The sequence below is a fragment of the Bernardetia sp. Wsw4-3y2 genome (genome assembly GCF_037126295.1).
Lineage (GTDB): Bacteria > Bacteroidota > Bacteroidia > Cytophagales > Bernardetiaceae > Bernardetia.
Genome location: NZ_CP147017.1, coordinates 2,879,783 through 2,904,532, shown reverse-complemented (window position 1 = coordinate 2,904,532; position 24,750 = coordinate 2,879,783). Strand labels below are relative to the sequence as shown.

General features: G+C 30.7%; 16 protein-coding genes. 12 read left to right on the top strand and 4 right to left on the bottom strand.

Features of this window, described 5'->3' with window-relative positions; all coding sequences use genetic code 11:
- Positions 1 to 381: 381 nt before the first annotated feature.
- The 4 genes from V9L05_RS11780 (at position 382) to V9L05_RS11765 (ending at position 4,955) form a co-directional block, all read left to right on the top strand.
- Positions 382 to 1,395, top strand: coding sequence for a sugar phosphate nucleotidyltransferase (locus tag V9L05_RS11780; RefSeq protein ID WP_338793057.1), 1,014 nt, complete (start codon positions 382 to 384; stop codon positions 1,393 to 1,395).
- Positions 1,396 to 1,505: 110 nt separating this feature from the next.
- Entirely contained in the window at positions 1,506 to 3,191 is a 1,686-nt protein-coding gene (locus tag V9L05_RS11775) for an ATP-binding protein (protein ID WP_338812068.1), read from the top strand.
- A 77-nt stretch (positions 3,192 to 3,268) separates the two neighbouring features.
- On the top strand, positions 3,269 to 3,670 hold the full coding sequence (locus V9L05_RS11770; RefSeq protein WP_338812067.1) for a hypothetical protein: 402 nt from the start codon (positions 3,269 to 3,271) through the stop codon (positions 3,668 to 3,670).
- Positions 3,671 to 3,803: 133 nt separating this feature from the next.
- Entirely contained in the window at positions 3,804 to 4,955 is a 1,152-nt protein-coding gene (locus tag V9L05_RS11765; RefSeq protein WP_338812065.1) for a hypothetical protein, read from the top strand.
- 121 nt (positions 4,956 to 5,076) lie between these two features.
- Here the strand turns inward: V9L05_RS11765 and V9L05_RS11760 are convergent, their stop codons facing one another.
- Both V9L05_RS11760 and V9L05_RS11755 read right to left on the bottom strand, forming a co-directional pair.
- Positions 5,077 to 5,877 (bottom strand): M48 family metallopeptidase, encoded by an 801-nt coding sequence (locus V9L05_RS11760; protein ID WP_338812064.1) that lies wholly within the window; start codon positions 5,875 to 5,877, stop codon positions 5,077 to 5,079.
- A 131-nt stretch (positions 5,878 to 6,008) separates the two neighbouring features.
- Complete coding sequence (locus V9L05_RS11755; protein WP_338812063.1) at positions 6,009 to 7,871, bottom strand: hypothetical protein; 1,863 nt, start codon at positions 7,869 to 7,871, stop codon at positions 6,009 to 6,011.
- A 405-nt stretch (positions 7,872 to 8,276) separates the two neighbouring features.
- On the opposite strand from V9L05_RS11755, the gene lepB reads away from it, so the two are divergent.
- The 3 genes from lepB to V9L05_RS11740 all read left to right on the top strand — a co-directional run bounded on the left by lepB (position 8,277) and on the right by V9L05_RS11740 (position 13,298).
- Entirely contained in the window at positions 8,277 to 9,446 is a 1,170-nt protein-coding gene (gene lepB, locus V9L05_RS11750; protein WP_338793064.1) for a signal peptidase I, read from the top strand.
- Between the two features lie 233 nt (positions 9,447 to 9,679).
- Positions 9,680 to 10,432, top strand: coding sequence for a glycosyltransferase family 2 protein (locus V9L05_RS11745; protein ID WP_338812062.1), 753 nt, complete (start codon positions 9,680 to 9,682; stop codon positions 10,430 to 10,432).
- A gap of 67 nt (positions 10,433 to 10,499) precedes the next feature.
- Entirely contained in the window at positions 10,500 to 13,298 is a 2,799-nt protein-coding gene (locus tag V9L05_RS11740; RefSeq protein WP_338812061.1) for a toll/interleukin-1 receptor domain-containing protein, read from the top strand.
- Positions 13,299 to 13,385: 87 nt separating this feature from the next.
- On the opposite strand, the gene V9L05_RS11735 is transcribed toward V9L05_RS11740, so the two are convergent.
- Positions 13,386 to 14,186 carry an IS5 family transposase gene (locus V9L05_RS11735; RefSeq protein WP_338811837.1) on the bottom strand — a complete coding sequence of 267 codons (801 nt, stop codon included), beginning with the start codon at positions 14,184 to 14,186 and terminating at the stop codon, positions 13,386 to 13,388.
- 815 nt (positions 14,187 to 15,001) lie between these two features.
- Between V9L05_RS11735 and V9L05_RS11730 the strand changes: the two genes are divergently transcribed.
- From V9L05_RS11730 to V9L05_RS11715, 4 genes are all read left to right on the top strand, one after another.
- Positions 15,002 to 15,400 carry a hypothetical protein gene (locus V9L05_RS11730; RefSeq protein ID WP_338812060.1) on the top strand — a complete coding sequence of 133 codons (399 nt, stop codon included), beginning with the start codon at positions 15,002 to 15,004 and terminating at the stop codon, positions 15,398 to 15,400.
- A gap of 239 nt (positions 15,401 to 15,639) precedes the next feature.
- Positions 15,640 to 18,585 (top strand): M43 family zinc metalloprotease, encoded by a 2,946-nt coding sequence (locus V9L05_RS11725; RefSeq protein ID WP_338812058.1) that lies wholly within the window; start codon positions 15,640 to 15,642, stop codon positions 18,583 to 18,585.
- 144 nt (positions 18,586 to 18,729) lie between these two features.
- Positions 18,730 to 19,149 (top strand): STAS/SEC14 domain-containing protein, encoded by a 420-nt coding sequence (locus V9L05_RS11720; RefSeq protein WP_338793068.1) that lies wholly within the window; start codon positions 18,730 to 18,732, stop codon positions 19,147 to 19,149.
- Positions 19,150 to 19,241: 92 nt separating this feature from the next.
- Positions 19,242 to 20,084, top strand: coding sequence for a hypothetical protein (locus V9L05_RS11715; RefSeq protein WP_338812056.1), 843 nt, complete (start codon positions 19,242 to 19,244; stop codon positions 20,082 to 20,084).
- A gap of 93 nt (positions 20,085 to 20,177) precedes the next feature.
- On the opposite strand, the gene ahcY is transcribed toward V9L05_RS11715, so the two are convergent.
- Positions 20,178 to 21,500 (bottom strand): adenosylhomocysteinase, encoded by a 1,323-nt coding sequence (ahcY, locus tag V9L05_RS11710; protein WP_338793070.1) that lies wholly within the window; start codon positions 21,498 to 21,500, stop codon positions 20,178 to 20,180.
- A gap of 389 nt (positions 21,501 to 21,889) precedes the next feature.
- On the opposite strand from ahcY, the gene V9L05_RS11705 reads away from it, so the two are divergent.
- Positions 21,890 to 24,595 carry a CHAT domain-containing tetratricopeptide repeat protein gene (locus V9L05_RS11705; RefSeq protein WP_338812054.1) on the top strand — a complete coding sequence of 902 codons (2,706 nt, stop codon included), beginning with the start codon at positions 21,890 to 21,892 and terminating at the stop codon, positions 24,593 to 24,595.
- Positions 24,596 to 24,750: the final 155 nt, after the last annotated feature.

Sequence of the window (24,750 nt, the reverse complement as noted above, 5' to 3'; positions counted from 1 at the left end):
TATTTTTCTTACTGACAAATATCTTATTTTTTTTGATAGGAAATCGAATTGATAACTTATTTTTTTAATGATTTAGTCCAAATCACCAATTAATTTGTTAGAAATAGTACACAAATTAATCCTAAGTAGGTCTAAATTCAATTAGTATAGTGTATTGGTATGTTGTTTTCGATAAAATTACCAAACTCATCGGTTTAATTCAAATAGTTTTAGATTATTTTAGAGCTTATTGATTGAAAAGCAAAAAAATCAACTCATAGTAGTATTTATAAATTTTGATAGTATCTTAACTAAGAATTGTATTTTGCAGTATTATTCAGATTATTTTCATATTTTAGTTTAATAGTTTTATTACAGTTTTTTTTAGCCTCTTTGATATCCATGAAAGCAATTATTCCCGTAGCAGGAGCAGGTACACGCTTGCGTCCACATACTCACACTCAACCCAAACCCCTTGTTCCGATAGCAGGAAAACCTATTTTAGGACATATTATTGATAATTTATATGAAAATGGAATACGAGATTTTTTATTTGTTATTGGTTATTTAGGAAACAAGATTGAAGAATATGTAGTAAATACTTATAAAGATAGAATCAATGCAGAGTTTGTTTTACAAGAGCCTCGTATTGGTTCGGCTCATGCACTTTGGATAGCTCGTGATTTTATTAAAGACGACAAAGAATTATTAATTGTATTGGGAGACACAATTGTAGAGATGAATTATTCTAATTTCTTTAACATTAAAAATAGTGTTGTAGCTGTCAGAAAAGTTGATAATCCACGTATTTTCGGAATTGTAGAACCCGACAAACATGGAATAATCAAAAAACTCATTGAAAAGCCTCGCATTCCAAAATCTAATTTGGCTTTAGTAGGTGCATATAAAATTTCAAATATACCCTTACTTTTAGATGCCATAAAGACAATTATGAGTCATTCAGCTTCTGCAAATAGCTCTTGGGAATATCATTTGACAGATGCTCTTATGGAAATGGTCAATCAAGGAGAGAAAATTACTTTTATGGAAGTAGATAATTGGTTTGATTGTGGAAAGAAAGATACTTTATTAGAAGCTAATGCTAGTTTATTGAGAAGACATGGTTTTGAAACTTCTGTTTCGACAGATTATCCAAAATGTATTATTATTCAACCTGTTCGTTTTGGAAAGCAATGTAAGCTAGAAAATTCTATTATTGGACCTAATGTAGCAATTGGCGACCATACACATATTTCAAATTCTATTATTCAAAATAGCATTATTGGTTCTTTTTCTGAGCTTTCTCATGCAACACTCAACAAATCTATTATAGGCAGTGATTCTATTCTTAAAGGATTGGTACAAAGTCTTAATATTGGAGACAGTACTGAAATTGACTTTACAAGCAATGAATAACGAGGCAATAGCAATAGAGAATAAATGAAATTACTAATTTTACCAATTATCAACTGTCAATTATATTTAATTACATTCAAAATAGCATTCATTGGGGCGTTACAGACCTCATGCACACACAAGAAGCAGCAAGAATAAGGCTCATAAACTTAGTCTGTCTTTCTTTGTGCAGTGTTTTTTTAGGGGGAATAATTGTCTTATTTTTTTTAAATACATTTTGGACATCTAAGCTAATAGTAAATATTGCTCTAACAATGTTAGGCTTTATATTACCTATAGTTTTTAATAAATTTCATAAAGTAGATTTAGCCAAAATATTTTTTGTCTTTCAAATTATTATTTCTCACTTTATTTTCTTTTTGGTATTTGATAGAGAACCTGCTATGAGAGCCTTTATTTTACCAATTAGTATTATTATTATTATGCTCTTTTCTAGTCAGGAGCAAAGTTTACAACTTTTTTTCTTACTCGCTTTTGGAGCTATTTTGGGTTGGATAGAATTTTTGCCGAAAGGTTTTTCAGAACTTAGTGTTTATATGCCTGCTTCTACGGCTGCTTTTTTTAAGATTATTATTTGGGTAATGGCAGTCTGTATGAATCTCTTAATTGTAGCTACGGCTATGCGAATGGTTAGTCAGAGTGAAGATTTGTTGAGAAATTTACTTATAGAAGCTAATAAACAAAATGATGCACTTCAAGATCAAGATAATTCTTTTAAAGAAAATCAAGAAGAATTATTAGCTATGAATCAGGAATTGATGAACCAAAGAGAACGACTTGAAGAACTTATTGCAGAAAGAAGCACAAGATTAAGATATACAGAAGCACAGCTTTTAAAACAAGTAGAAGACCTTGCAGAATCTGAAAAAGAACTCCGAAAATATGCTGAAGAGATGCAGATTACCAACGAAAGATTAGCTGCTGCAAAATCAAAATTACAATATACATTAGAACGAGAACGAGAGGTAAATGAACAATTAGCCACAACAATTACAGAGCTAAAATCTACACAAGCACAACTTACACAAGCCGAAAAAATGGCAAGCCTAGGACAACTTACAGCAGGGATTGCTCACGAGATAAACAACCCAATCAATTTTGTTTATGCTGGAATGGATGCCCTTCATACTAATATAGAAGAGCTTTTATCTTGGACAAGTAAAGAAAATATTAGTGAAGAGTTTTATGAAGAATACGATGAATTGATAGATGAAACACGAACCTTATTAAAAGATATTCAGATTGGAGCGATGCGTACTTTCGAAATTGTGAAAGGTTTGCGTAATTTTTCTAGATTAGATGAAGAAGAAATTAGAAAAACTCATATCAACGATCATATCTCAACAACACTTATTCTTTTAAGAAATCAAATTAAAGAAAATGGAATTATAGTCAATAGAGAATTAGATTTTTCTATACACCCAATAGAATGTTATCCAGGGCAACTCAATCAAGTTTTGATGAATATTTGTAATAATGCTATTCAAGCTCTCATCGAACAAAAGCAAAAAACAGAAAACAATAGAAGTCCTGTTCTAAGTATTAAAACTAGAAATAATGAAAATTACATTACTTTGATAATAGCTGACAACGGTTCTGGAATGAGTGAAGAAGTAAAAAAACGAATTTTTGAGCCTTTTTATACAACTAAAAATGTTGGAGAAGGTACAGGTTTGGGAATGTCGATTACTTACGGAATTATAGAAAAACATAACGGAAAAATTTCAGTAGAAAGTAAAATAGGAGAGGGAACAAGTTTTGAAATACAGCTACCAAAACAGCTAATGAATAATTAATGTAAATCTGCTTTTCTATTTAGAATATTATAAGAATAGATGTTTTTATTAAAAATTTTGTAATTCAGGATTCTACTATGACTAAGTTTTTATTTTTCTTTGTTTGTATGGGAGTTATTTTACCTTTCATTTTTCTGAAAGATGTGTATCCTTTTCATCGTTTTGGAATGTTTGCAGAGCCTGTAAAACATCAATCTCAATATGAAAAGTTTTATATTTTCTATAAACTAAAAAGTCAAAATAAATTTACAGAATTAAACCCACAATCTATTCCTCTCAATGCAAATGCTTTTGAAATGCAACTTCGAAAACATCATTATCAAAAAAAACACGCTATTTTCATAACTATTTTTGAGGATATAATAAAGAATAAAATAAACTTGAAAGAAGATGAAAAATTAGAATGGAAATGGTATCATGTTATTCAAAAACAAGATTCGAAAAATGAAATAGATTCACTATGTGTATTTTCAAATTAAGTTTTAAACCTTATCACGGCTTGTATTAAGGTAGTTCAAACTTCCACTCTCAACATCAAAAACAGTATTTTATCAAATTCAACAGTTTGGAAGACTGTTATACAAAAATAAATGTGATAACCTTTTTTAACTAATGGATTTTATTAAAAAAAATAGATTTTGGATTCTTGTTTCTTTACTTGTTTTATCTCAACTGTTATATTGGTTTTGGATTCGAAACTATACATTAGCTTATTTTGACAAAAACACTAATTCTGTTACTTGGTTTTCAGACTTAGTAGAAAGTCTTTATCCACGCCTAAAAACAGAAAAATATCGTTTTGAATCTTCTTTTTTTATCAAAAAATCTGACCAAATAGCGATTCGTTTTTTAGTTATAGGTTCTATTCTATCTCTCTTTCTACTTCCAAAAATCTATAAAAAGGCAAAACTATTCTTTATTAAGAATACTATTTTTTCTCAAAAAATAACGCCAACACACCAAGTCCTTTTAGTAATTTATTTTTTGACTTCAAATAGTTTACTTTCCAATGAATGGATAGAAATTCTTACAGAATATAATCAGATAGCTGTTTTGTATGAACCTATTTCATTTTACAAATTGTTATCTTCTTCTTTTCCTTCCCTTTTCTTCCTCAAAAAAGCATTTAGTTTTTTCACAATCATAACAGGAATAGGAATTAGTTTTGGTTTGCTTTCATTGTTCTTTCAAAGAAAAATTTTATTTAAAACTATACTATTTTTCTGTGTAACCTTGAGTTCTATTTTATTTATTTATCTACAAGGTTTTTTATATGGATTTGGAAAAATAGAACATACTTATGCTACTTGGAACTGGGTTTGTATTCTGCTTCCTTTTTGGATGTATCAAACAAATTTCAAAAAATCAGATCCAACTACTCTAATTTCTCAAAATTATTTTCTTTTTTTGGCTGTTGGTTTGGTTTACACTTCTTCTGGACTAGAAAAAATATTTATTGGAGGCTGGAGCTGGATAAATGGAAATGTTTTTTTGAGCTACTTGAAAACCTCTCCTACCGATTGGGGACAAAATTTATCAAATTATCCTTTTTTAGTTACATTTTTTTCTATTCTTGTAATTTTTTGGGAAAGTAGCTTTTTGCTTATTCTCCATCAAAACAAATATATTAGACTTACTTTTATTTTTATAGGAGTTTGCTTTCACATAGGAACTTTTTTTTTTCTTGGTGTAGGACATTATTTTTCACCTTGGATTTGGGTTTATGTTTTTTTGTTGCCTGTGTTTGAGGAAAAAAGACTATAACTGAAAGTTGGTAACACTAAATATAAATTCTTTTTTCAGTTTATTCCTATCAAAAATCCTTACTACAATAAAGTAATAAGGACTTTTGATGAATTTTATAAGTAATTTTTATCGTAATTGACTATTGAGGAAGTGATGCCTTAAATGCTGCATAATTGTTTCCACTTGGTTGTATGCTACATCCCTCTTCTCTAGCTTTATTATTTATCGCTTCTACTCTGTTGTCTGGATTTGGGTGTGTACTCAAAAACTCTGGTGGCGAACTGCTTTGTCCTTCATTAATTATTTTTTGGAAAAATCCTGCTGCTCCATTAGACTGATATTCTGTATCACAAAGATATTTTACCGAAAAATCATCTGCTTCACGTTCTGCATCTCTGCCATATTTAAGAGTAAGCAAACCTTTTGCAATTCCAGCAAGCTGTCCTTGATCTTCTCCAAAGAAAATAGCAAAAAGAGTTTCATACCCATATTGCTTTGTCATTTGGTCGGTTACGTGGCGTTTATCTGCATGAGCTATTTCGTGTCCCATCACACCAGCAAGTTGATCTTCTGTATCTAAATATTTTATAAGTCCTGTATATACATAAATATATCCACCAGGGGCGCAAAAAGCATTTAGTGTTTCGTCATCTTGAATAATTTTGACTTGCCAAGGAAATTCTGTACGATAACGAATATCATTTGAAGCCAACACTTTTTCAGTAAGTCTTCTTATATATGCATAAGCTGTATCATAGTCTTGTTCGTTTAAAACAATCACAGAAGAATCTCCTTCTATTTCGGCTGCTACTTGCTGACCAATTTTGAGGTCTTCATTGATAGAAAAAAAGTTAATGCCTCCATCTTTATCACAAGAACCTAGAAAGAGTAAAAGACTGAATAAAAAAGGTAGGCTAAAAAATGATTTTAATTTTGTCATAATTTTCTGAATAATTTTGATAGAATGTTTAGTGAATGAAAAAAAATTCAAAAACCCTTAGGGTCTAGGAATATAAACGCTAAACTTTTTACTTATGTTTTTGAGAAGCTAAAAAATAAAAATTTGCTTCTCTACTTTCCACCCCTAGAAGAAGAACGAGAACGAGACGAAGACGAACTAGAACGGCTAGTTCGTGATGATGAACTGCTAGAAGAACTTCGGCTACTAGAAGAACGATAACCACTACTAGAACTTGAAGAACTTCTTGAAGATGAGGAGCTAGAAGAATATCCTTTACTTGAACGACTAGCTGTTGAGGTAGAGCGTCCATACGTACTACGATTTGAAGCTGTTGAGGTACTTGTATAACTACTGCGTTTCATAGGTTGTTTTCCATAATACCAACTTTTACTACTTGTACTGGCTGTACTTTTAGTAGAAGAACGAGAAGGAACGCTTTTGGCATAAAACCAGCTTTTTTGAGAACGATTATTTACCGTTTGTTGAAAACGAGGTGTTTGTCTGACTGCCGATTTCAAAGGAACATAAACGCTTCCATAATAAGGACGGTTAGAAGTTCGGTAATAACGATTATAGGTAGAATAGTCATCTCTATAAATACGATTTGAATTAAAAAGTGTACTCAAAAGTGCATATTTGCCATAAAACTCCCAAAAAGAACCTTCATCATTTTGTTTCCATGTTCCATATTGAGAATTTCCCACATAATTACTGTAACCTGCTTGAGTAATTTGTTGTCCTTTATTAGACAAAATTTCCATTCCTACATCATCTAAAAAGAAATTATAGGTGCTATCAGTTACCTTCAAAAAGTCAGTTGTTTTTGTAGTAGGCACAGTTCCATTTTGATAGACAATAGTATATTTAAACTTTTTATTAGTTTCTTCTGAATCAGACAAAATAACTGAATAAGTTGATTTATCATTCAAATAAGGAGAAAGCTGTTTTTTAATCTCTGTATATGCTTCTGTTCTTTTTTTGACTAAATAAGAGTCTTTGTGTTCTTTCTCTAATTTTTGAGAGATTTCTGTTATTTTTTTATTTGAATCATCATAATGAGGAGATTGTGGAGGAATTTGAGCAAAAAAGTGTAAAGATTCATCAAGATTTCCAGCTTTATACTCTTCAGTTCCCATTTTATAGGCTACTTCCTGATTGAGGTTTTCAAGTTCTGTTTTGGCTGCTGGTGCATACGTACTTGTAGAATCTACTTCCAAAAGAAGTTTGGTAACTCTTTCTATATCTTGCATTTCTCCATTCATATAAGTAAGCAGAGCAAATTTTTCATATTTTTTAGCTGCTTCTAATCGGCTATGATTTAAGGGTTCTTTAAGCTCGTTTTTATATCTTTCTTTTTCTGCAATATCCATTTTATTGTATAACGTAAGTGCGTCTGTATACTCTTTTTGATTATATTTTTGTAGAAAAGCTGGTTTGTAAAGAGAGCTTATTTTGGTTTGATAGTCTTTGTAACCTTGATCTGTATAATCAAAAACTGAATATAATTTTATAGCTTCAGATGGATCTTGGTTTTCTAACTTTTGAGCTATGGAACTTATTTTCTCTTTTTCTATTATTTTGCTTTTAGCAATTTCTGTATCTAAAGACACAGGAGTAATTCTATAAAATCCATATCTTCCATCTATACTTTTTAGATTTTTAAAAGAAATTAATAAAGAATCTATATTGTCACTTTTGATGGCTTTTTTAGCTCGTTCTAAAGTCGGAATAGCTTCTTTTTTTATACGTTCTATATCTGATTTACTTGCCCATGCTTCGTAATTATGTGTATCAAAAACACCTTCTTTAGTAGTTTGATAAATAGCCAAAGCCTTCTCAAACTTTCCCTCTTTATACAAAACATCAGCTTTTTCAATGATACTTTTGTTAGTAAAATATTCGTAGCCGTAAATGCTTCCTGCAATCAGAAGAAGGGCAAAAAGAACAATAAAGAAAATTTTAGATTTAGACATTTTTGAAAAGATTTTGAAAGTAAATTTGGTGTTATTTTTTTGATAGGAATTTAACCTAGTTTAAGATACTAAAAATAAAATACTTCTCAAAAAATCCTTTTTCAAGACAACAACCACGCAGAATAAAATTTCGTATAAACAACACAAAGCAATCTATTATTTTGATAAATATTAATATATTCTATAAAAACTTAATAAAAATCAATTTTAATCAATTTTAATAGAATTTATGGCGTGTTTTGTGCAACTGCTTAAAGTAAGTATCACTTCTTTAAAATAAGTAGTAATTATAGAATTCCTTCCCTATACTACTCTTAAAGTTGATACACATATTGATAAAATAAAAATCCTGTCTTAATAAAAAGATTATTATAGCTGCTTACTTATTATAATTATAAAATTACCATGAAAATTAAAAGAATTGATAGAATTAAGTTAAAATCCAAAAAATGGTGGTTTCGCCTTTATTTTCTTTTCTTTATCTGTATTTCTTTATTTGCATTGAAACAAATTGCCTTAGAATATTTTATTATTCCTACTTCCTCTATGGAGGGTTCACTTTTACGAGGAGACAAAATTGTTTGTAACAAACTTCCTTTTGGAGCAATGATTCCTCATAAAAAACAAAATTCAGCTACCAAAAAGGCTAGTTTTGATATTGATGTTTTTAGTTTTCTACCTGATAGATTACCCAAACTACGAGAAGTAGAAGCAAATGAAGTAATTATTTTTTACTATCCGTTGGATAGTGCTGAAAATATAGAAGACAAAACATGTTATATCAAACGCTGTGTGGGTGTAGCAGGAGATAGAATTCAGATTATGCGTCAAGATATTTTTAGGAATGGAGAATGGCAGCCCAATGCTTCCGATATGCAGCTTAGTTATATCGTCAAGACAAGTGAGAAGCCTGAAACTATGTTTCATCATACCGATGTACAGACATGGAAAGAAATCGAAACAGAAAGTAAAGAAGTAAAACGCATAAAAAACATCAAGAAAAGCAAGAAAAAAAAGGGAAGAAATAAAAAAGTAGAAGACGTAATTAAGGATACACCTCAAACAAAAACCTATTTACTTTATACCACTCCAAAACAAGCCAATCAGTTACGACAAGATTTGAGAATTGAAGAAATTACACCTAAATTTTTCGAACAAAATGATATTTCTGATAACTCAATGACTGAAAATAGTAAAAAATTAGGGTGGAATAGAGATTATTTTGGTTCGTATTATATCCCTAAAAAAGGAGATACCATTGCTATGCATGAAGGAACACTACTTTTATACGAGAATATTATCAAAAACTACGAATACAATAAAAAAGTAGAAGTAATTAATAATAAATTAATGATTGATGGAAAAATTGTTGAAAATTATATTTTCAAACAAAATTATTACTTTGTATTAGGAGATAATCGTCATAATTCTTCTGACTCACGCATGTGGGGACTTGTGCCTGAGGATCATCTTATCGGAACACCTTTAGTTATTTATCATTCCCAAACACCAGCAGATGGAATAAAAGATTGGGCAAGGGTTCGTTGGGAACGTTTTTTTAAGTGGGTAGATTAGAATTTAGAAATTTCTTCTTATTGTTTGTTGGTGTCGCTGTCGCTAAAACACCAACAATGGCAGTGTTCTTTTTTTATAAGAAAGCCCTGAATGAAGATAAAAAAGTTGATTTAGATTAGATAAAAATTTGTACTTTAGCTTTTTCCTTATCTCCATTACAGAATAAGGTTTATTTATTATTTCAACAACTTCAAAAAGGATAAATTTCCTAAAAATTTTGAATACTTTTTCTTATGAGTCATAAAGTAAGTGCTGTTTTGATTGCCTACAATGAAGCAAATATAATTGAAGAAACTCTAAAAGCTCTAACTTGGTGTGATGAAATCGTAGTGGTAGATTCTGGCAGCACTGATAAAAGTCAAGAAATTTATGCTAAATATAATTGTAAAGTTTTAGTAAGAGAGTTTGATGGTTTTGGTACACAAAAAGATTTTGCCTTTTCACAAGCAAAAAATGATTGGATTCTTTCTATGGATGCTGATGAAGTTCTTTCAAAAAAATTACAAGATGAAATACAAGAAGTATTAAGTCAAGAAACTATACAAGAGAGTGCATTTAACTTACCACGCACCTTAATTTTTTTAGATAAAAGAATTAGTTCAGAAACAAAAACACCTTGTCTTAGACTATTTAATAAAAATAAAGGAGGCGTTACTTTAGATAAAGTACACGAAACAATAAGAGTAGAAGGAAAAATAAGCAATTTCAAAAATGAGATGTTGCATTATAGTTATAGAAATATACATGATTACTTCAATAAATTTAATCGTTATACTACTTTGGCATCTGAAGAATATATTGAGAATGGAAAAAGTAAATCTAAATTTATGATAATAGTTCGTTTGCCTATTACATTTATCCAATTTTATATTATTAGAGGTTGCTTCTTAAACGGATTTGCAGGATTTATATGGTCACTCTTTTCTGCCTTTTATCCTGTAGTAAAATATACCAAACTTGTAGAATTAAAAATGCAGAGAAAATAATCTAGATAAAAATTAGTATTTTAGCTACACTCTAATTCAATTTATCATTTCAGATTATGTTATTTTTATGACAAAAGATGCTTTTATTTCGTATGGAAGAAAAGAAAGTTTGGGCTTTGTCGGACGACTCTATCAATCTTTGAAGCTAAAAGGCTATGAAGTTTGGTTCGATAAAGTCAATATTCCTGATGGCGATGACTATTCCAAACGTATTTCTCATGGAATTGAGTCAGCTCATAATTTTATACTTATTCTTGCGCCTCGTTGTCTTACTTCTGCATACTGTTTGATAGAATTAGAATATGCTAGAAAGTTAGGCAAACGAATAATTCCTATTGATCAAAATGTTATTTTTGATACAAAAGATGCACCTTTATCTTATGAAGAACGTAGTGTTTTGGTTCAATTTTATGAGGCGAATGGAATGAATGTTTTGCCTATTTTTTCTAAAAAAGATGTTCTGAATCGTTCGCATGAACTTTTGGGCAAAACTGATTGGGTTCATGCTCGTCAGCAACTTTCAGAAGATGCTATTAATCAGCTTTACAACTGGCAACTGACTTATGAAAACAGTTGGCGAAAACATGAAGAAATAGAATTTATAAAAGAAAATCCACTTCCTGTTTTTGGAAAAGATATTGATTATTTTGAAGATGGTTTTGAAAGTATTTTAAAAGTTATTGAAACTCAAAAAGAATACGTTTATCTCCATACAGAATTACTTCAAAAAGCTCTCTTATGGTCAAATCATAGAAGACAAACCAACCTCTTGCTAGTAGGAAAAGAACGTCAAGAAGCACAAAGTTGGCTTACTCAAGATTTTATTGCTCCCAAACAGCCTCCCTGTTTGCCTTCCGTTTTACATAGCGAATTTATTACTGATTCAAAGAAAAATGCTGATAATTTGATGTCAGAGATTTTCTTATGTTTCTCAGCGCAAGAAAAAAAGCAAACTGAAAAAATCAGAAAAGGATTAATAAAAGCGGGAATTACAGTTGTTTTGCCTAATAATTCGATACATAGAGAAACGCAAAAAGGATTTGATACTTCTACTTATACAGAAGAAATAAAAGAACAAATTGCTCACGCTGATAATTTTGTTTTTGTGCTTTCGCCTGCTGCTGTTCAAAATTCAGAGTGTTTGAGAGAACTCCGTTTTGCAATTACTTTTCATAAAAGAATTATTGTTGTGTTGGCAAAAGAAGTCAATATAGACCAATTACCAGAGCAATTGCGTTTGCTTTCTTCCTCTTACATTGACTTGACAGATAACCGAACAGAAGATAATTTTACAGATAATTTAGACTTTGAAAAAGATTTGAATGAGCTTATCTGTATTGTTGAGGACAATTATGACTATTACAGAAATCATAAACGCTATCTTGCACAGGCTTTAAAATGGGAAGAACAACATCAAAACGATGCCATTTTATTGCGTGGACATAATTTAGAAAAGGCTCAAACGTGGCTTAATCAAGGTAAATTGCAAGGAAACAATACCACAAATACAAAATTAAATACACCTACTGACTTACACGAAAAATTCATTGAAGAAAGTATTACCAAAATAGGAACACTTAGTAGTGAAGTTTTTATTTCATATTCTCGTACAGATGGCGATTTTGCTCGTTGGCTCAACGAAGAACTTCAACTCAATGGCAGAACAACGTGGTTTGATCAAGAATGTATTCCTGCTGGTTCAGATTTTGGCTTAGAAATAAAAAATGGCATCGAAACTTCAGATAATTTCTTATTTATTCTTTCTCCTGCTTCCATTTCTTCTCCTTATTGTAAAGATGAAGTCCTTCATGCTTTATCAATGGGAAAACGGATTATTTTAGTTCGCTTTCAAGCTGTGAAAGAAATACCTAGTTATTTTCCTAGCCATATTCAATGGATAGATTTTTCTAAAAATGGATTACAAAACGACATCAATACTGATAATGGACAGCAATTTAGAGAACTGCTACGAACACTAAACACAGACCGAGAACACACACAAAAGCATTCAAAATACCAACAAAAAGCCTTAGAATGGAATAAAAATGAAAAAAATTATGCTTTTCTTTTAATAGGAAACGAACTTGCTATTGCTGAAAATTGGTTAGAGGAGTGCAAAAAACATAATAAAATCCCGACTTCGACTCCTATTCAAAAAGAATTTATTTTAGAGAGTATAAGGTCGGTTGCATTACAAAAAAGAAAACAAGAAAAAACAATTTTGAGATTGCGTGTTTTACTTACTCTTTCCGTAATTGCACTTTTAGGTGCTTGTGGCTTAGGACTTTGGGTACACTCATTAAATATGAAAAATAAATCTCAATTAAGAGCGTTAGAAATAGCCCAAGATTCTTTGATACGAACCAACGAGAAAGAAAAAGCATTAAAATTTCAAAATTATTTTCAAACAGCCAACTACCAAAAATCTTCTACTAAGTATGAGGACGCAATAAAAAACTATGAGATTGCTTTAGATTTTGCAGATTCAAGTCAGACTATAAAAGTAAATCAAGAAATAAAAGAAATAGAAACTATTATGCCAAAGAAAGAAACTTTCTTCAAATTGGTAGAAGATGGCGAAAACGCCTTTAAGAAAAAACAATTTTTACGTGCATACAACTACTACAAACAAGCTGATTCGATTGGTTACAACTCTGCTTTAGTCAAAACACATTTAGAAGTTTTAGATGAGTATGTAAAACTAGAAGTAAATAAAATGAAACAAGAAACTGTATATTTATTGGACAATAACAAAGATAAACAGGCTTATGAAAAAATAATTAATGCTCTTCTTCTTGCACCAAATGACACTTCTCTTCTTAGTTTAGAAAAACGAGTGATGCGCCAAATGTTAGGAACAGAATAGTTTTTTATATCTCATTCTTTCTCTTTCTCATCATCTTCTATATATTTCTGCCTGTCTAACTCTAGCCCTTAGAGCCTGTTCGAGTTTTTATTTTTTCTTTCTTCTAGCCCCTTTATTTATGAGGTTTAAAATCATAGCTAAATACACAAATGCTTTAGCAGAATCTACAGTTTTCTCATAATCTACTTTTAGTCTTCTGTTTTGATTAAGCCAAGCAAAAGTTCTTTCTACTACCCACCTTTTGGGTTGAGGTACAAATGCTTTATCCTCTTTTTTTTCTCTTCTTGGACTATTGACAATCTCAATTTGTACTCCTGTTTGACTAAATATTTCAGCAGCCAAACTAGCACTTCTATAGCCTGCATCAGCAAGAATTTTAAAGAATTTTCTTCCTCTAAATTGAGCTAAATAAGCTAGATAAGCAAGTTGATTCACGTCAGCTTCATTGGCTGGACTAATCTCTAATTCTAGTAAATTTCCTTGCGTATCTACCAGTATATGCCGTTTACGTCCTTTTTTGAGCTTGTAACCATCTACACCTATAGCTTCCCCTCCATATACACTTTGTACACTTTGAGAGTCTATAGAACCCAAAGAGGGTTTAGCATTTCTACCTTGAGCCAACCGTTCTCTTGTGACCAACTTGTCCAAAAGTTTTTTGTACCAACCCATCTTCTGCCATTTGCTAAAGTAGTCATACAAACTACTCCAAGGAATACCATAACTACTGGGAAGTAAACGCCAACTACTGCCAGAACGAGTGATGTAAAATAGTCCTGAAAAGATATTATACAAACTGTGTTTGCGTTTTCTTTCCAAGTACGAAAAAGGTATAAATTTTTTCATATATTGCCAAAGAGCATCAGATAAATATTCATTAGTAAACATAGTCATTGATATTTTAATTAGTAACTGAAAATCAATAACTTAACTAATAAAAAAATCTGATGTTCTTTTTTATGTATCTAAACTCGAACAGGCTCTTACTATGTCTTTACATAAAATAAGTCTATTTTTTTGGCTCTTCCGACAATTTAGCGAAATTATAAAAGGGTGTGCGTTCGTTTTAGCTTCGCTGAGGGTTACACCGTTCTCAAAAACGAACGAAAGGCTTCCTCAGAAGCGTGATTTAAGCAATATCACGCTTCTGAGGAAGGTTTTTTTTCAGTTCTGAGGAACTGAACACACAATGTTTCGCTAAAAAGTCGGAAGAGCCATTTTTTTTAGATTTTCTTGGTAAAAAACTATTGTTTTATCATAGTCAGCTATTTCCACTATTTCAAAAAGCCTTTTAAAATCTCCTTCTTGTAATTTTTCTAGTAAATCTATTATTTAGAATATCTACTTTCCTCGAAAAATTTTCAACTAAAACACAAAACTGAAACAAATATCCCTTCTAAAGAAAATATGTGTATTACCAAAGTTTAGTTTTTATAGTATTAAAGTACACTTATTGATGTTTTTATTTTTTTATTAATTTTTATTGCTTCGTGTAATATTTTTACTAAATTTGTATTTTATAAACATTGGTCTATTTATTTTAATTATTACACATTTAATTAATACAACTAACTTACATTAATTAGATAATCTTTAGTATCTAAAACACTTAAAAAAACATGAAAAAATTATCATTATTTTTATCTTCATTATTCATTGCTCTACTACTTTTTTCTTGTTCTGTTGAGTCTAGTGAAGAAGCAATGGAAATTGTATCCAAAAAAGAATCTAAATTACAAAAAGTAGATGCGATAGAGTGTAGAATTGACGCTCCTTACCCCTTTGATTTAAGAGTACAATATGCTGGTACTACGTTTGGAAGTGGAAAATATGATATATATTGGGATCATAATTTCTTGATTTCTCATTTCGATCCTATGACAGCAACAAGAATATCTATTGTTAACTATTTGGAGCAGGAAATTTACAGTTTAGCAACTCCTAATGATGGATATCAACGTATTGAACTTCCTTATACAGGGAGTGTAAAGGTAAGAGTTCATTTTAATTGCTTCTGTGGAGGAGGCTGTGCTTCATATGATGAAGTTGATATGTATTTATTTTATATGGATGGTGGTTCAGGAAGTTTACAACCTCAGTAATAGTTAATTTACTTTTTAGATAAAAAAAACCATATTTAACTGTATGGTTTTTTTTATACCTCATCAAATATTCCTTGAAAAATATTAGATTTGAAATTCAATGCAACCAAATCTTACTTAGTCGAGTCCTCATAATAAATAGATAAGAAAGCATTCTATTTTTTACTTATTTTTTGTACTTTTACTACCTATTTCTCTCTGTTATTTCTGTCCTAATTTTGATATTTCTAAATATAGCTATGATGAAAACCAATTTCTTATCAATATTCTTACTTTGTTTTATTTTAATAAATAGTTTATTTCTGTTTTCTTGCTCTGAAGCATTTTCACAGCGAACTTGCCAAACTTTCGAAACAGAGCAGTATCTACAAAATAAAGATAAATCAGGTGGAAGTGAAGCCTTTGAAAATAAGCTAAAAAAATATATCAATCAGAAAAAAGAAGCTCAAAAAAATAACCCTTTACTGCATAAAGTAGAAAGAACAGAGTCTACCTATAGAATTCCTATTATTATTCATGTAATTCACAATGGAGAACCAATAGGAGAAGGAGCAAATATTTCGGCTGCACAAATTTATGGACAAATAGAAGTATTAAATGAAGATTTTAATTTTAGAAATTCTGATAAAGACGAAACGCTAGATATTTTTAAAAGTGTAGCTGCTAACCCAAGTATTGAGTTTGTACCTGCAACGGTTGATCCAGAAGGAAGACCTCTAAAGGAGGTTGGAATTACTCGTGCAAAAGGTTGCCTTACAAGTTGGAATGACTTTACATTTAATGCTTTGGCAAAACCTAATACAGTTTGGGATCCAAATCAATATTTTAATATTTGGGTAACAAAATATGATGAACTTGGTTATGCACAATTTCCTAATTTATCTGGTTTGGGTGGTATAAAAGAAGATGAAGGAGAAGCAAATACAGATGGAATAGTTGTTAGATATATAAACTTTGGCTCAATAGAAAAAACGCCTAACATTCCTCAACTCATTGAAGGTAGTCCATTTAACTTAGGACGAACTGCCACTCACGAAATAGGTCATTTTTTTGGTCTTTTGCATACGTGGGGAGAAGAAATTCCATTGAGTTGTGCAACAGATGATTTTTGTGATGACACGCCCAATACTTCAAAAAAACAAAGAGGTTGTAATCTAAATGAACCTTCTTGTGAAGCAGGCAAAATAGTAATGACACAAAACTTTATGGAATACACTGACGATAGATGTATGACACTTTTTACAGCTGACCAAGTAGAGCGCATGCAGGCTGTTTTGGAAATTTCGCCTCGCAGAAAAGAACTCTTAAACTCTTCTGTTGCAGATCCTCTAGGTAAAAGTGTCTTTTCTATTTTTGAACCTTCAAAAACAAGAGTAATTAAAAACGGAAAAATCAAATTTAATAATCAATCCATAGCTACTGGAAATGCTCAAATTCAAGGTTATGAATGGACTTTTGAAGGAGGAAATCCTGCTACATCTACTGAAAAAAATCCTTCTGTTACTTATTCACAAATAGGTAGTTTTACAGCTACCTTAAAAGTTATTGGGGGTGATGTTGCAGATAAAACAAGAACTGTACAGATTGAAGTAATAGATGATAATCTAACAGCTTTAGATGAAACACTATTAGATTTTGAAGACAGAAGTCTTACAAAAGAAGGTTGGAGCTTTGAACGAACAGATATAACAAATTGGAGACTTTTTGCAGATGGTTCTTATGGCTCAAGTGAATTTTCTATCTATGCTGGTAATAAAACCAACCGTTCTTGTGAAGCAGAACTCACTTTTATATCTCCATTTATTAAAGTGCCAAGTAGCCGTGTTATTGAAGTGCGTTTTGATGTTGCGTATGGTTTTGATAAAAACAAAATTTCAGATTCTTTAGAGATTTCTTATACTACTGATGCAGGAAATAAATTTTTGACCGTTTGGAAAAAAGGTGGAGAAGAGCTGCAAACAGCAATTAATCAAACAGCAGCCTTTAATCCATTACCAGCTCAATGGAATTCATATACATTCTATATAGAAGCAGAAGAAGGTTCTCGTTTTATGCAAGTGAAATTCAGAAATATAGGAGCAAATAATAATAATCTGTATTTGGATAATTTGCGTATTCGTCAAACTAATAATTTACAGCCTCCAGTTGTTGATTTTGATATTAATTACCCTTTGGTTTTACTTTCTGAAAAAGCTCATTTTTTTTCACAAACAGATTTTGGAATAGATTTTAATTGGACAATCGAAGGAAATACAACATTGCAGGCAAGTGGACTTTCTCCCCAAATTTCATTTACTCAAGAAGGAATTTATGACGTTACTCTTCAATCTTCTAATCCTTTAGGCACAAGAGAGAGTAAAAAAACTGATATTATTGAGGTTATTAAAGGAAAAAAAGTAAGCAATATTACCTCTAAAAATTTAAAAGCAGAAGTAATAAATAATAAACCACTGGCAGGACACGATGAAAAAAGCACCATAAGTAAAGCTGAATATTTTAGTGATTTTGGCTTTGTTAGTAAACTATATGCTGTCGATGTTTTTTTCGCAGATGCAGCTATAAGAAACCTCAATACAACTTTTGATGTTGTGATGTGGTCAGTAGATAGCGATGGAAAACCAAACGAAGAATTGTATCGCCAAAAAGTACTTTATTCGCTTATAGATAGAGATATTTTTAGAAGAAGACAGTTTACAAGAGTCGTTTTTGATGAACCACAAAATGTTCCTTCACAGTTTTTTATTAGTGTAGAATTGGAATATGAAAGTCTAAATAGATTCACTATTTTTACAGAAAAGAAACAAGAAGGAAAAGGGTGGGAAAGAAAAGCCAATGGTGATTGGCTTTCGTATGCTGCTAGTCGTGGAGAGAATTATTCGAATGCAATATCTGTAGTTTTATCTCTTGATGGAGTTCTAAGCAATGATGATGAAAATGTGAGTGATTTAGTAAATCTATATCCTAACCCAAATCAGGGAAGTTTTAGTTTGGAAACACAGAATTTGAGAGTACAATCAATTGAAATTTATAATTCTATTGGTCAAATAGTGTATCAAAAAAATGTCCCAAACACCTTTATTTCTAACTTTGATATTCAATTAAAACGACCTTCAAACGGAATGTATTTAGTCAGAATTCAAACTCAAAAAGGAATTATTACTCAAAAATTAATTATCCAAAATTAAATAGCACTTTGTAAGAGTATTTTTTAATTTAATTTTAGTTAAAAATTTCATAAAAGTAGTATTTTTGCTAAACGAGAATAAATTTTGTTCTTTTGTAAATTATAATATACTCACAAATAGCCATTACTTACAAGTCATACCGTTATGATGCCTTTTTACGAAAGCCCTGACAAATCCATTACTTCTTTTGTTAATAACAAAGAGGAGTATATACTTATTAAGATGGAGGGCGATATAAATGAAGAAGAATATAAAGAAGTTTTTATGCTTCTTTTAGACCCAGAAAAAACACAAGGTTATAATAAAGTTTTATTTAATCAAGAAAATGTAGGAAATGTTTCTTCCAAATCAAGAGCTTGGTTAGTCTTAAAATTTATGCCGATGCTTCAAAAACAACTAGGAACAAACTTTGAAGTTGCAGTAATAAAATCAAGTACAACCTTTCAACGCATTGCAGCACAAGTATTACTTAAATCACTTATGGCAATTAATAATAAATTTAGAATTGCTTATTTTGAAGAAAGAGCAGTAGCAAAAGAATGGCTAGTTTCTAAAAAGAAATAAAAATCTCTTTTTTAGACAATAATAAAAAGTAAACAGGCATTTTATTCTTATATTTAGAATGAAATGCTTTTTTTATATAATTTTCTGTAATTATGATAGCTAACAAACCTATTCAACATTCCATTTCACTTATTCATTTTACAATAGGGGTATTCTGTTTGAGTATTTTTGTATTATATCTATCAAATGAAGCAAAGTGGTCTTTGTATTCATTGATTAGAAAAAAAGAGTCTTTTTTTGTGATTTTGCTTGGAGTTATTAGTTTATTTTCATTTTTTGGAGCATTGAGCTGGCAAACTACTTCATCAAAAACTTCTAAGAACATTTCTTACCTTCTCTCTTTTTTTTTCTTGATAGAATATATCGCTATTCTTTTTATATCTTCTACGTCAAGAGAATTTGTCATTGCATTAACTCCAACTGTTACTCCTGCTGTTTTTTTATTTCTGTTAGCTTTCTCAAAAATCAGTCAATTTCAAGAAAATAAAATTGAGTACACTGAATATAATGACTATTTAGATGCCGATTTTTTAGTTGATAAAGAAGAAGATACTACTACTACCTTTTGGAAACCTAATCGTATTGTTTCTCTTACTTCTTTTATACTTGCCATTTTGTTATTTCCTTTACTAATGTCTGCTGGCGCACCTACTTGGACAATTGCCATTCCTAGTACATTTCTAGTTCTTTGTGTAGTGCTTTGGTTATTTCCAAAAATAGGCAGTTGGTTTTCTGCCATATTAGGTATATTAATGGGTATTGGTTTAATAGGCTTATTTATGTTTTTAATATTTAATAAGCCTTTTAATGGTGAAAAAGACAAAATGTATATACTTGGTTTTATATTTCTATTAGTATTGAGTATTACTTCCTTGGGTTGGGGATTAGCTATGTTTCTTTTGAGTAAAGAAGCACAACGAGAATGGAAAAGGTAAAACACAAAAACCACTAACAAATGAATGCTAGTGGCTTTTATATAAGTAAAAATTTTCAGCCATTACTAATTAATCACTAAAAATTTATTACTATTAATAACGGTAATATGTTGGCTTATAAGGACCTTCTGGAGTTACGCCAATATATTCAGCTTGCTCTTGAGAAAGTTCTTCTAATTCAATGCTTAATTTAGAAAGGTGCAAACGAGCAACTTTTTCGTCTAAGTGCATAGGAAGTGTATAAACTTCATTTTTATAAGCATCACGATTAGTATATAATTCTAATTGAGCCAATACTTGGTTTGTGAATGAGCTAGACATTACAAAAGAAGGGTGTCCTGTTGCACAACCTAAGTTTACCAAACGTCCTTCTGCCAAAACAAGAACTTGCTTGTCATTTTCTAAAGTATACAAATCCACTTGAGGTTTGATTTCTACTTTAGATTTTCCGTAAGTTCCGTTAAGCCATGCCATATCGATTTCGTTGTCGAAGTGTCCGATATTACAAACGATAGCTTTATCTTTCATGTTTAAGAAATGCTCGCTAGTCAAGATGTCTTTATTACCTGTTGCAGTAACGATAATATCAGCTTCTTTAACAGCATTTATCATTTTCTTAACTTCAAAACCGTCCATTGCAGCTTGAAGCGCACAAATTGGATCAACTTCAGTAACGATAACTCTTGCACCAGCACCACGAAGAGAAGCAGCAGAACCTTTTCCTACATCGCCATAACCACCTACAACAGCTACTTTACCAGCCATCATAACGTCAGTAGCACGACGAATCGCATCTACACAAGACTCACGACAACCATATTTGTTATCAAATTTAGATTTTGTAACTGAGTCATTTACGTTGATACAAGGCAATGGCAAAGTTCCTTTACGCATACGCTCATACAAACGGTGAACACCAGTTGTAGTTTCTTCAGAGATACCACCAATACCAGCAACTAATTCAGGATAACGATCCAAAACCATGTTAGTAAGGTCGCCACCGTCGTCAAGAATCATGTTTAATGGCTTACGATTTTCGCCTTCTCCAAAGAAAAGAGTTTGTTCGATACACCAGTCAAATTCTTCCTCATTCATACCTTTCCAAGCAAACACAGGAACACCTGTTGCAGCGATAGCAGCAGCAGCTTGATCTTGTGTTGAAAAGATATTACAAGAAGACCACGTAACTTCTGCACCAAGTGCAGTAAGCGTTTCTATCAAGACAGCAGTTTGGATTGTCATGTGAAGACAACCAGCAATGCGTGCGCCTTTAAGTGGCTGAGAATCTCCGTACTCTTCACGAAGAGCCATAAGTCCAGGCATTTCTGCTTCTGCTAATTGCATTTCACGACGACCCCATTCTGCAAGAGTGATGTCTTTTACTTTATAACGAGTGGCTTTTGTTGTTTCGACCATTTGGTTTTAACTAGTTTATTTTAAAAATTATAATTTAACTCAGCTTATTAGCCTAAGTTTATATTCTTGTTTATCAATCAGTTGTGGATAGTTTTTGTTTTGATAATTATTAAAAAAAACAGAATTTATTTTAAATGCTTAAAAAACATATCTATCTGTAAATGAGTGAGTTGCAAATTTCGTAAATACTTTTGACAATACAAAATTACACAGTAAAAAAATGTATTCCTAATTTAGCTTTTATACTATGTGTTCGTTGTTAGAGAAAAGTAAAAAGACTAATTATCACATAAATCTATAACTATATATTTATTAGTTTTTGTGATTTGTATAATAATTTGTCTTATTGTGGTTTTTAAAATCACTTTACACTACTAATATTCACTATTATGAAATTTACTTTATTCACTATTATTTTTTCGTCTTTTATTTGTTTTTCTTATGGACAAAATTTAGATAAACTAAGTTATCAAGAATTAGATAGTATTGGTTTAGATTTATTAGAAGATGAAAACTATAAAAAAGCTGAAAAATATTTTCAAGCCTCACTTTTAAAGATTGAAAATGAATTTGGTAAACAAGATACACTCTATTCTAATGTTCAAATCCATTTAGCATACTTATATATGGAAGAGTTACGCTACCCAAAGGCTAAATCAATTTTAGAAGAAGCTAAAAACATCAATAAAAATGTAGTTGGAACAAATCACTACAATTATGCTCGTTCTTGTTATTATTTAGCCAATTTTTACTTAGTAAATGCAAATTATGTCAAAGCTGAAAACCTTTTTACGGAAACAAGAACGATTTATGAACAGTTAGGAGAAAAAGAGAATGAATTTTATTTTCGTGTTTTAAGAGGACTTGCAGACATATATTACGAACAATCTTTATACAAAAAATCAGAACCCATTTACCTAGAGTTACAATCGCTTATTGAGAAGAAATTAGGTAAAAATGATTTGTGGTATGGCATAATATCTGAAGATTTGGCAAATCTTTACTCAGACCAAGGAGAATTTAAGAAATCGGAAGAATTATATTTTAAGGCAATGGAAATTTATGAAAAAAAGTTTGGACAGCAAGATGAAGGATATTCTTCTATTTGCAATAACTTAGGTAATTTATATTCAGACCAAAAAATGTATGAAAAAGCAGAACTTTATTATAAAAAAGCTATCAAAATAGATAAAAAAATTTTCAGCAAAAATGACCCTATATTTGCTGATGATATAAATAATATAGCTGACTTATATACAATGCAAGGCAAATATAAACAAGCTGAAAAATTTCATAAACAAGCTCTTTCTATCTATCAACAAGCTCTTGGAAAAGATCATCCAGATTATGCCCTTTCTTGCTTCAATCTAGCAAACCTTTACAAAGTTCAACAATACTATCAAACAGCTGATAGTTTTTATAAAGAAGCAATAAGAAACAAGAAAAAACAAATTAACATGTTATTTCCCACACTTTCAGAAGAAGAGAAAAACTTATATTATAACGATATAGTGTTTGTATTTGAGGATTTTACAGATTATGCAGTCTCTTATTATCCTCAAAATAAAAAAATGAGTGGGCAACTTTTCGATGAAATACTCTTTACAAAAGGAATTATATTTTCTTCTACTCAAAAAATGAAAAAGCAGATTTTGAATAGTAATGACCAAAAACTCATCAAACAATATGAAAATTGGAAAAAGAAAAAAGAAAATTATATCAGTCTTCTACAAACTCCAATAGAAGAGCGAGACAATAGTGTAGATATGAAAAAAATAGCTTCTGATATCAACGAACTAGAACGAGAAATTTCCAAAAAATCGGCTTCATTTAAACAAAATGCCACAAAAAAAGAATACAAATGGCAACAAGTCAGAGAAAGTATTACTGATAAAGAAGCTGCCATCGAAATGCTTCATTTGATAAAATACGATAGGGAAGGAAACGAAATAGATACAGTATACGTGGCACTTATTGTGACAAAAGAAACACAACAAAACCCAGAACTTCTAGTTTTGGAGAATGGACGAGAACTAGAAAACGGAGCTTTATTTTTTTATCAAAATAATGTTGATTTTCAATTAGAAGATAAGGAATCATACAATCAATATTGGAAACCAATTCAAGATAAATTAGATAATCTATCAGAAAAAGGATACTCAAAAATCTATTTTTCGCCTGATGGTGTCTATCACAAAGTGAATATAAATACACTTTTAAACCCCAAGACAGACAAATATCTGTTAGAAGAACAAAGTATTCAACTCATTACTAGCAGTAGAGATTTGATAGAGCGCAAAGAAAAAGGAGAACAAAGTACAGATTTGAGCAAAAATTTTGCAGACTACAAAACTTATTTATTGGGTTATCCTTCTTATAATCTGAATGGCAAAGACACTCTAAAAGTAAATGGTCAAGACAGAAGTCTGAATGGTTTACAACGTGTTGTGGGACAGCAAACGGTTGTTCCAGTATTAGAAGGAACAAAAGTAGAAACCAATGAAATCAATGATTTATTTTCTAAAAAGAATGTAAAAACAATATTACTACAAAACAAAGAAGCCACAGAAGAAAATATAAAAGACCTCCAAAACCCTACTATTTTACACTTTGCAACACATGGTTTTTTCATCAATGAAATTCCAAAGAGCAAAGTAACCACAATGCAAGAAGCAGAAGATAGAAATTTATTAGAAAATCCATTTCTTAGAAGTGGTCTTTTACTTGCAGGTTGCCAAAATCCACAAACAGGACAAGAAGATGGAATTCTATCAGCCGAAGAAGCCATGAACCTCAATCTTGATGAAACTGAATTAGTCGTTTTATCAGCTTGTGAAACAGGTCTAGGAGATATTCATAATGGAGAAGGTGTTTATGGACTTCAACGGGCTTTCCGTCAAGCAGGTGCAAAAACGCTTATTATGTCGCTTTGGAAAGTAAGTGATGAAGCTACACAACTTTTAATGATTACCTTTTATGAAAATCTTTTATCAGGAAAAACAAAACGAGAAGCCTTCAAAATGGCGCAACTAAAACTCAAAGAAAAATATTCTGAACCTTACTATTGGGGAGCTTTTGTAATGGTGGGCGAGTAACAATGATTTTATTTTTTAACCCTAAAAAAGCCTTATAAAATTTCTATAAAAGAAACTTTATAAGGCTTTAAATTTATTTATCAAAAATATAGAACTTCAAATTTATGTAGTTTATAGTAATTAGCTACCTTTCAGTTCGTAATTTTTGATTTCTA

What these genes read in the sequence shown, in the direction of transcription:
- V9L05_RS11765 (WP_338812065.1), top strand. Translation starts at nt 3,804, where the DNA reads ATGGATTTTATTAAAAAAAATAGATTTTGGATTCTTGTTTCTTTACTT.
- V9L05_RS11725 (WP_338812058.1), top strand. Translation starts at nt 15,640, where the DNA reads ATGATGAAAACCAATTTCTTATCAATATTCTTACTTTGTTTTATTTTA.
- V9L05_RS11740 (WP_338812061.1), top strand. Translation starts at nt 10,500, where the DNA reads ATGACAAAAGATGCTTTTATTTCGTATGGAAGAAAAGAAAGTTTGGGC.
- V9L05_RS11755 (WP_338812063.1), bottom strand. Translation starts at nt 7,871, where the DNA reads ATGTCTAAATCTAAAATTTTCTTTATTGTTCTTTTTGCCCTTCTTCTG.
- V9L05_RS11770 (WP_338812067.1), top strand. Translation starts at nt 3,269, where the DNA reads ATGACTAAGTTTTTATTTTTCTTTGTTTGTATGGGAGTTATTTTACCT.
- ahcY (WP_338793070.1), bottom strand. Translation starts at nt 21,500, where the DNA reads ATGGTCGAAACAACAAAAGCCACTCGTTATAAAGTAAAAGACATCACT.
- V9L05_RS11760 (WP_338812064.1), bottom strand. Translation starts at nt 5,877, where the DNA reads ATGACAAAATTAAAATCATTTTTTAGCCTACCTTTTTTATTCAGTCTT.
- V9L05_RS11780 (WP_338793057.1), top strand. Translation starts at nt 382, where the DNA reads ATGAAAGCAATTATTCCCGTAGCAGGAGCAGGTACACGCTTGCGTCCA.
- V9L05_RS11775 (WP_338812068.1), top strand. Translation starts at nt 1,506, where the DNA reads ATGCACACACAAGAAGCAGCAAGAATAAGGCTCATAAACTTAGTCTGT.
- V9L05_RS11705 (WP_338812054.1), top strand. Translation starts at nt 21,890, where the DNA reads ATGAAATTTACTTTATTCACTATTATTTTTTCGTCTTTTATTTGTTTT.
- V9L05_RS11720 (WP_338793068.1), top strand. Translation starts at nt 18,730, where the DNA reads ATGATGCCTTTTTACGAAAGCCCTGACAAATCCATTACTTCTTTTGTT.
- lepB (WP_338793064.1), top strand. Translation starts at nt 8,277, where the DNA reads ATGAAAATTAAAAGAATTGATAGAATTAAGTTAAAATCCAAAAAATGG.
- V9L05_RS11730 (WP_338812060.1), top strand. Translation starts at nt 15,002, where the DNA reads ATGGAAATTGTATCCAAAAAAGAATCTAAATTACAAAAAGTAGATGCG.
- V9L05_RS11745 (WP_338812062.1), top strand. Translation starts at nt 9,680, where the DNA reads ATGAGTCATAAAGTAAGTGCTGTTTTGATTGCCTACAATGAAGCAAAT.
- V9L05_RS11735 (WP_338811837.1), bottom strand. Translation starts at nt 14,186, where the DNA reads ATGTTTACTAATGAATATTTATCTGATGCTCTTTGGCAATATATGAAA.
- V9L05_RS11715 (WP_338812056.1), top strand. Translation starts at nt 19,242, where the DNA reads ATGATAGCTAACAAACCTATTCAACATTCCATTTCACTTATTCATTTT.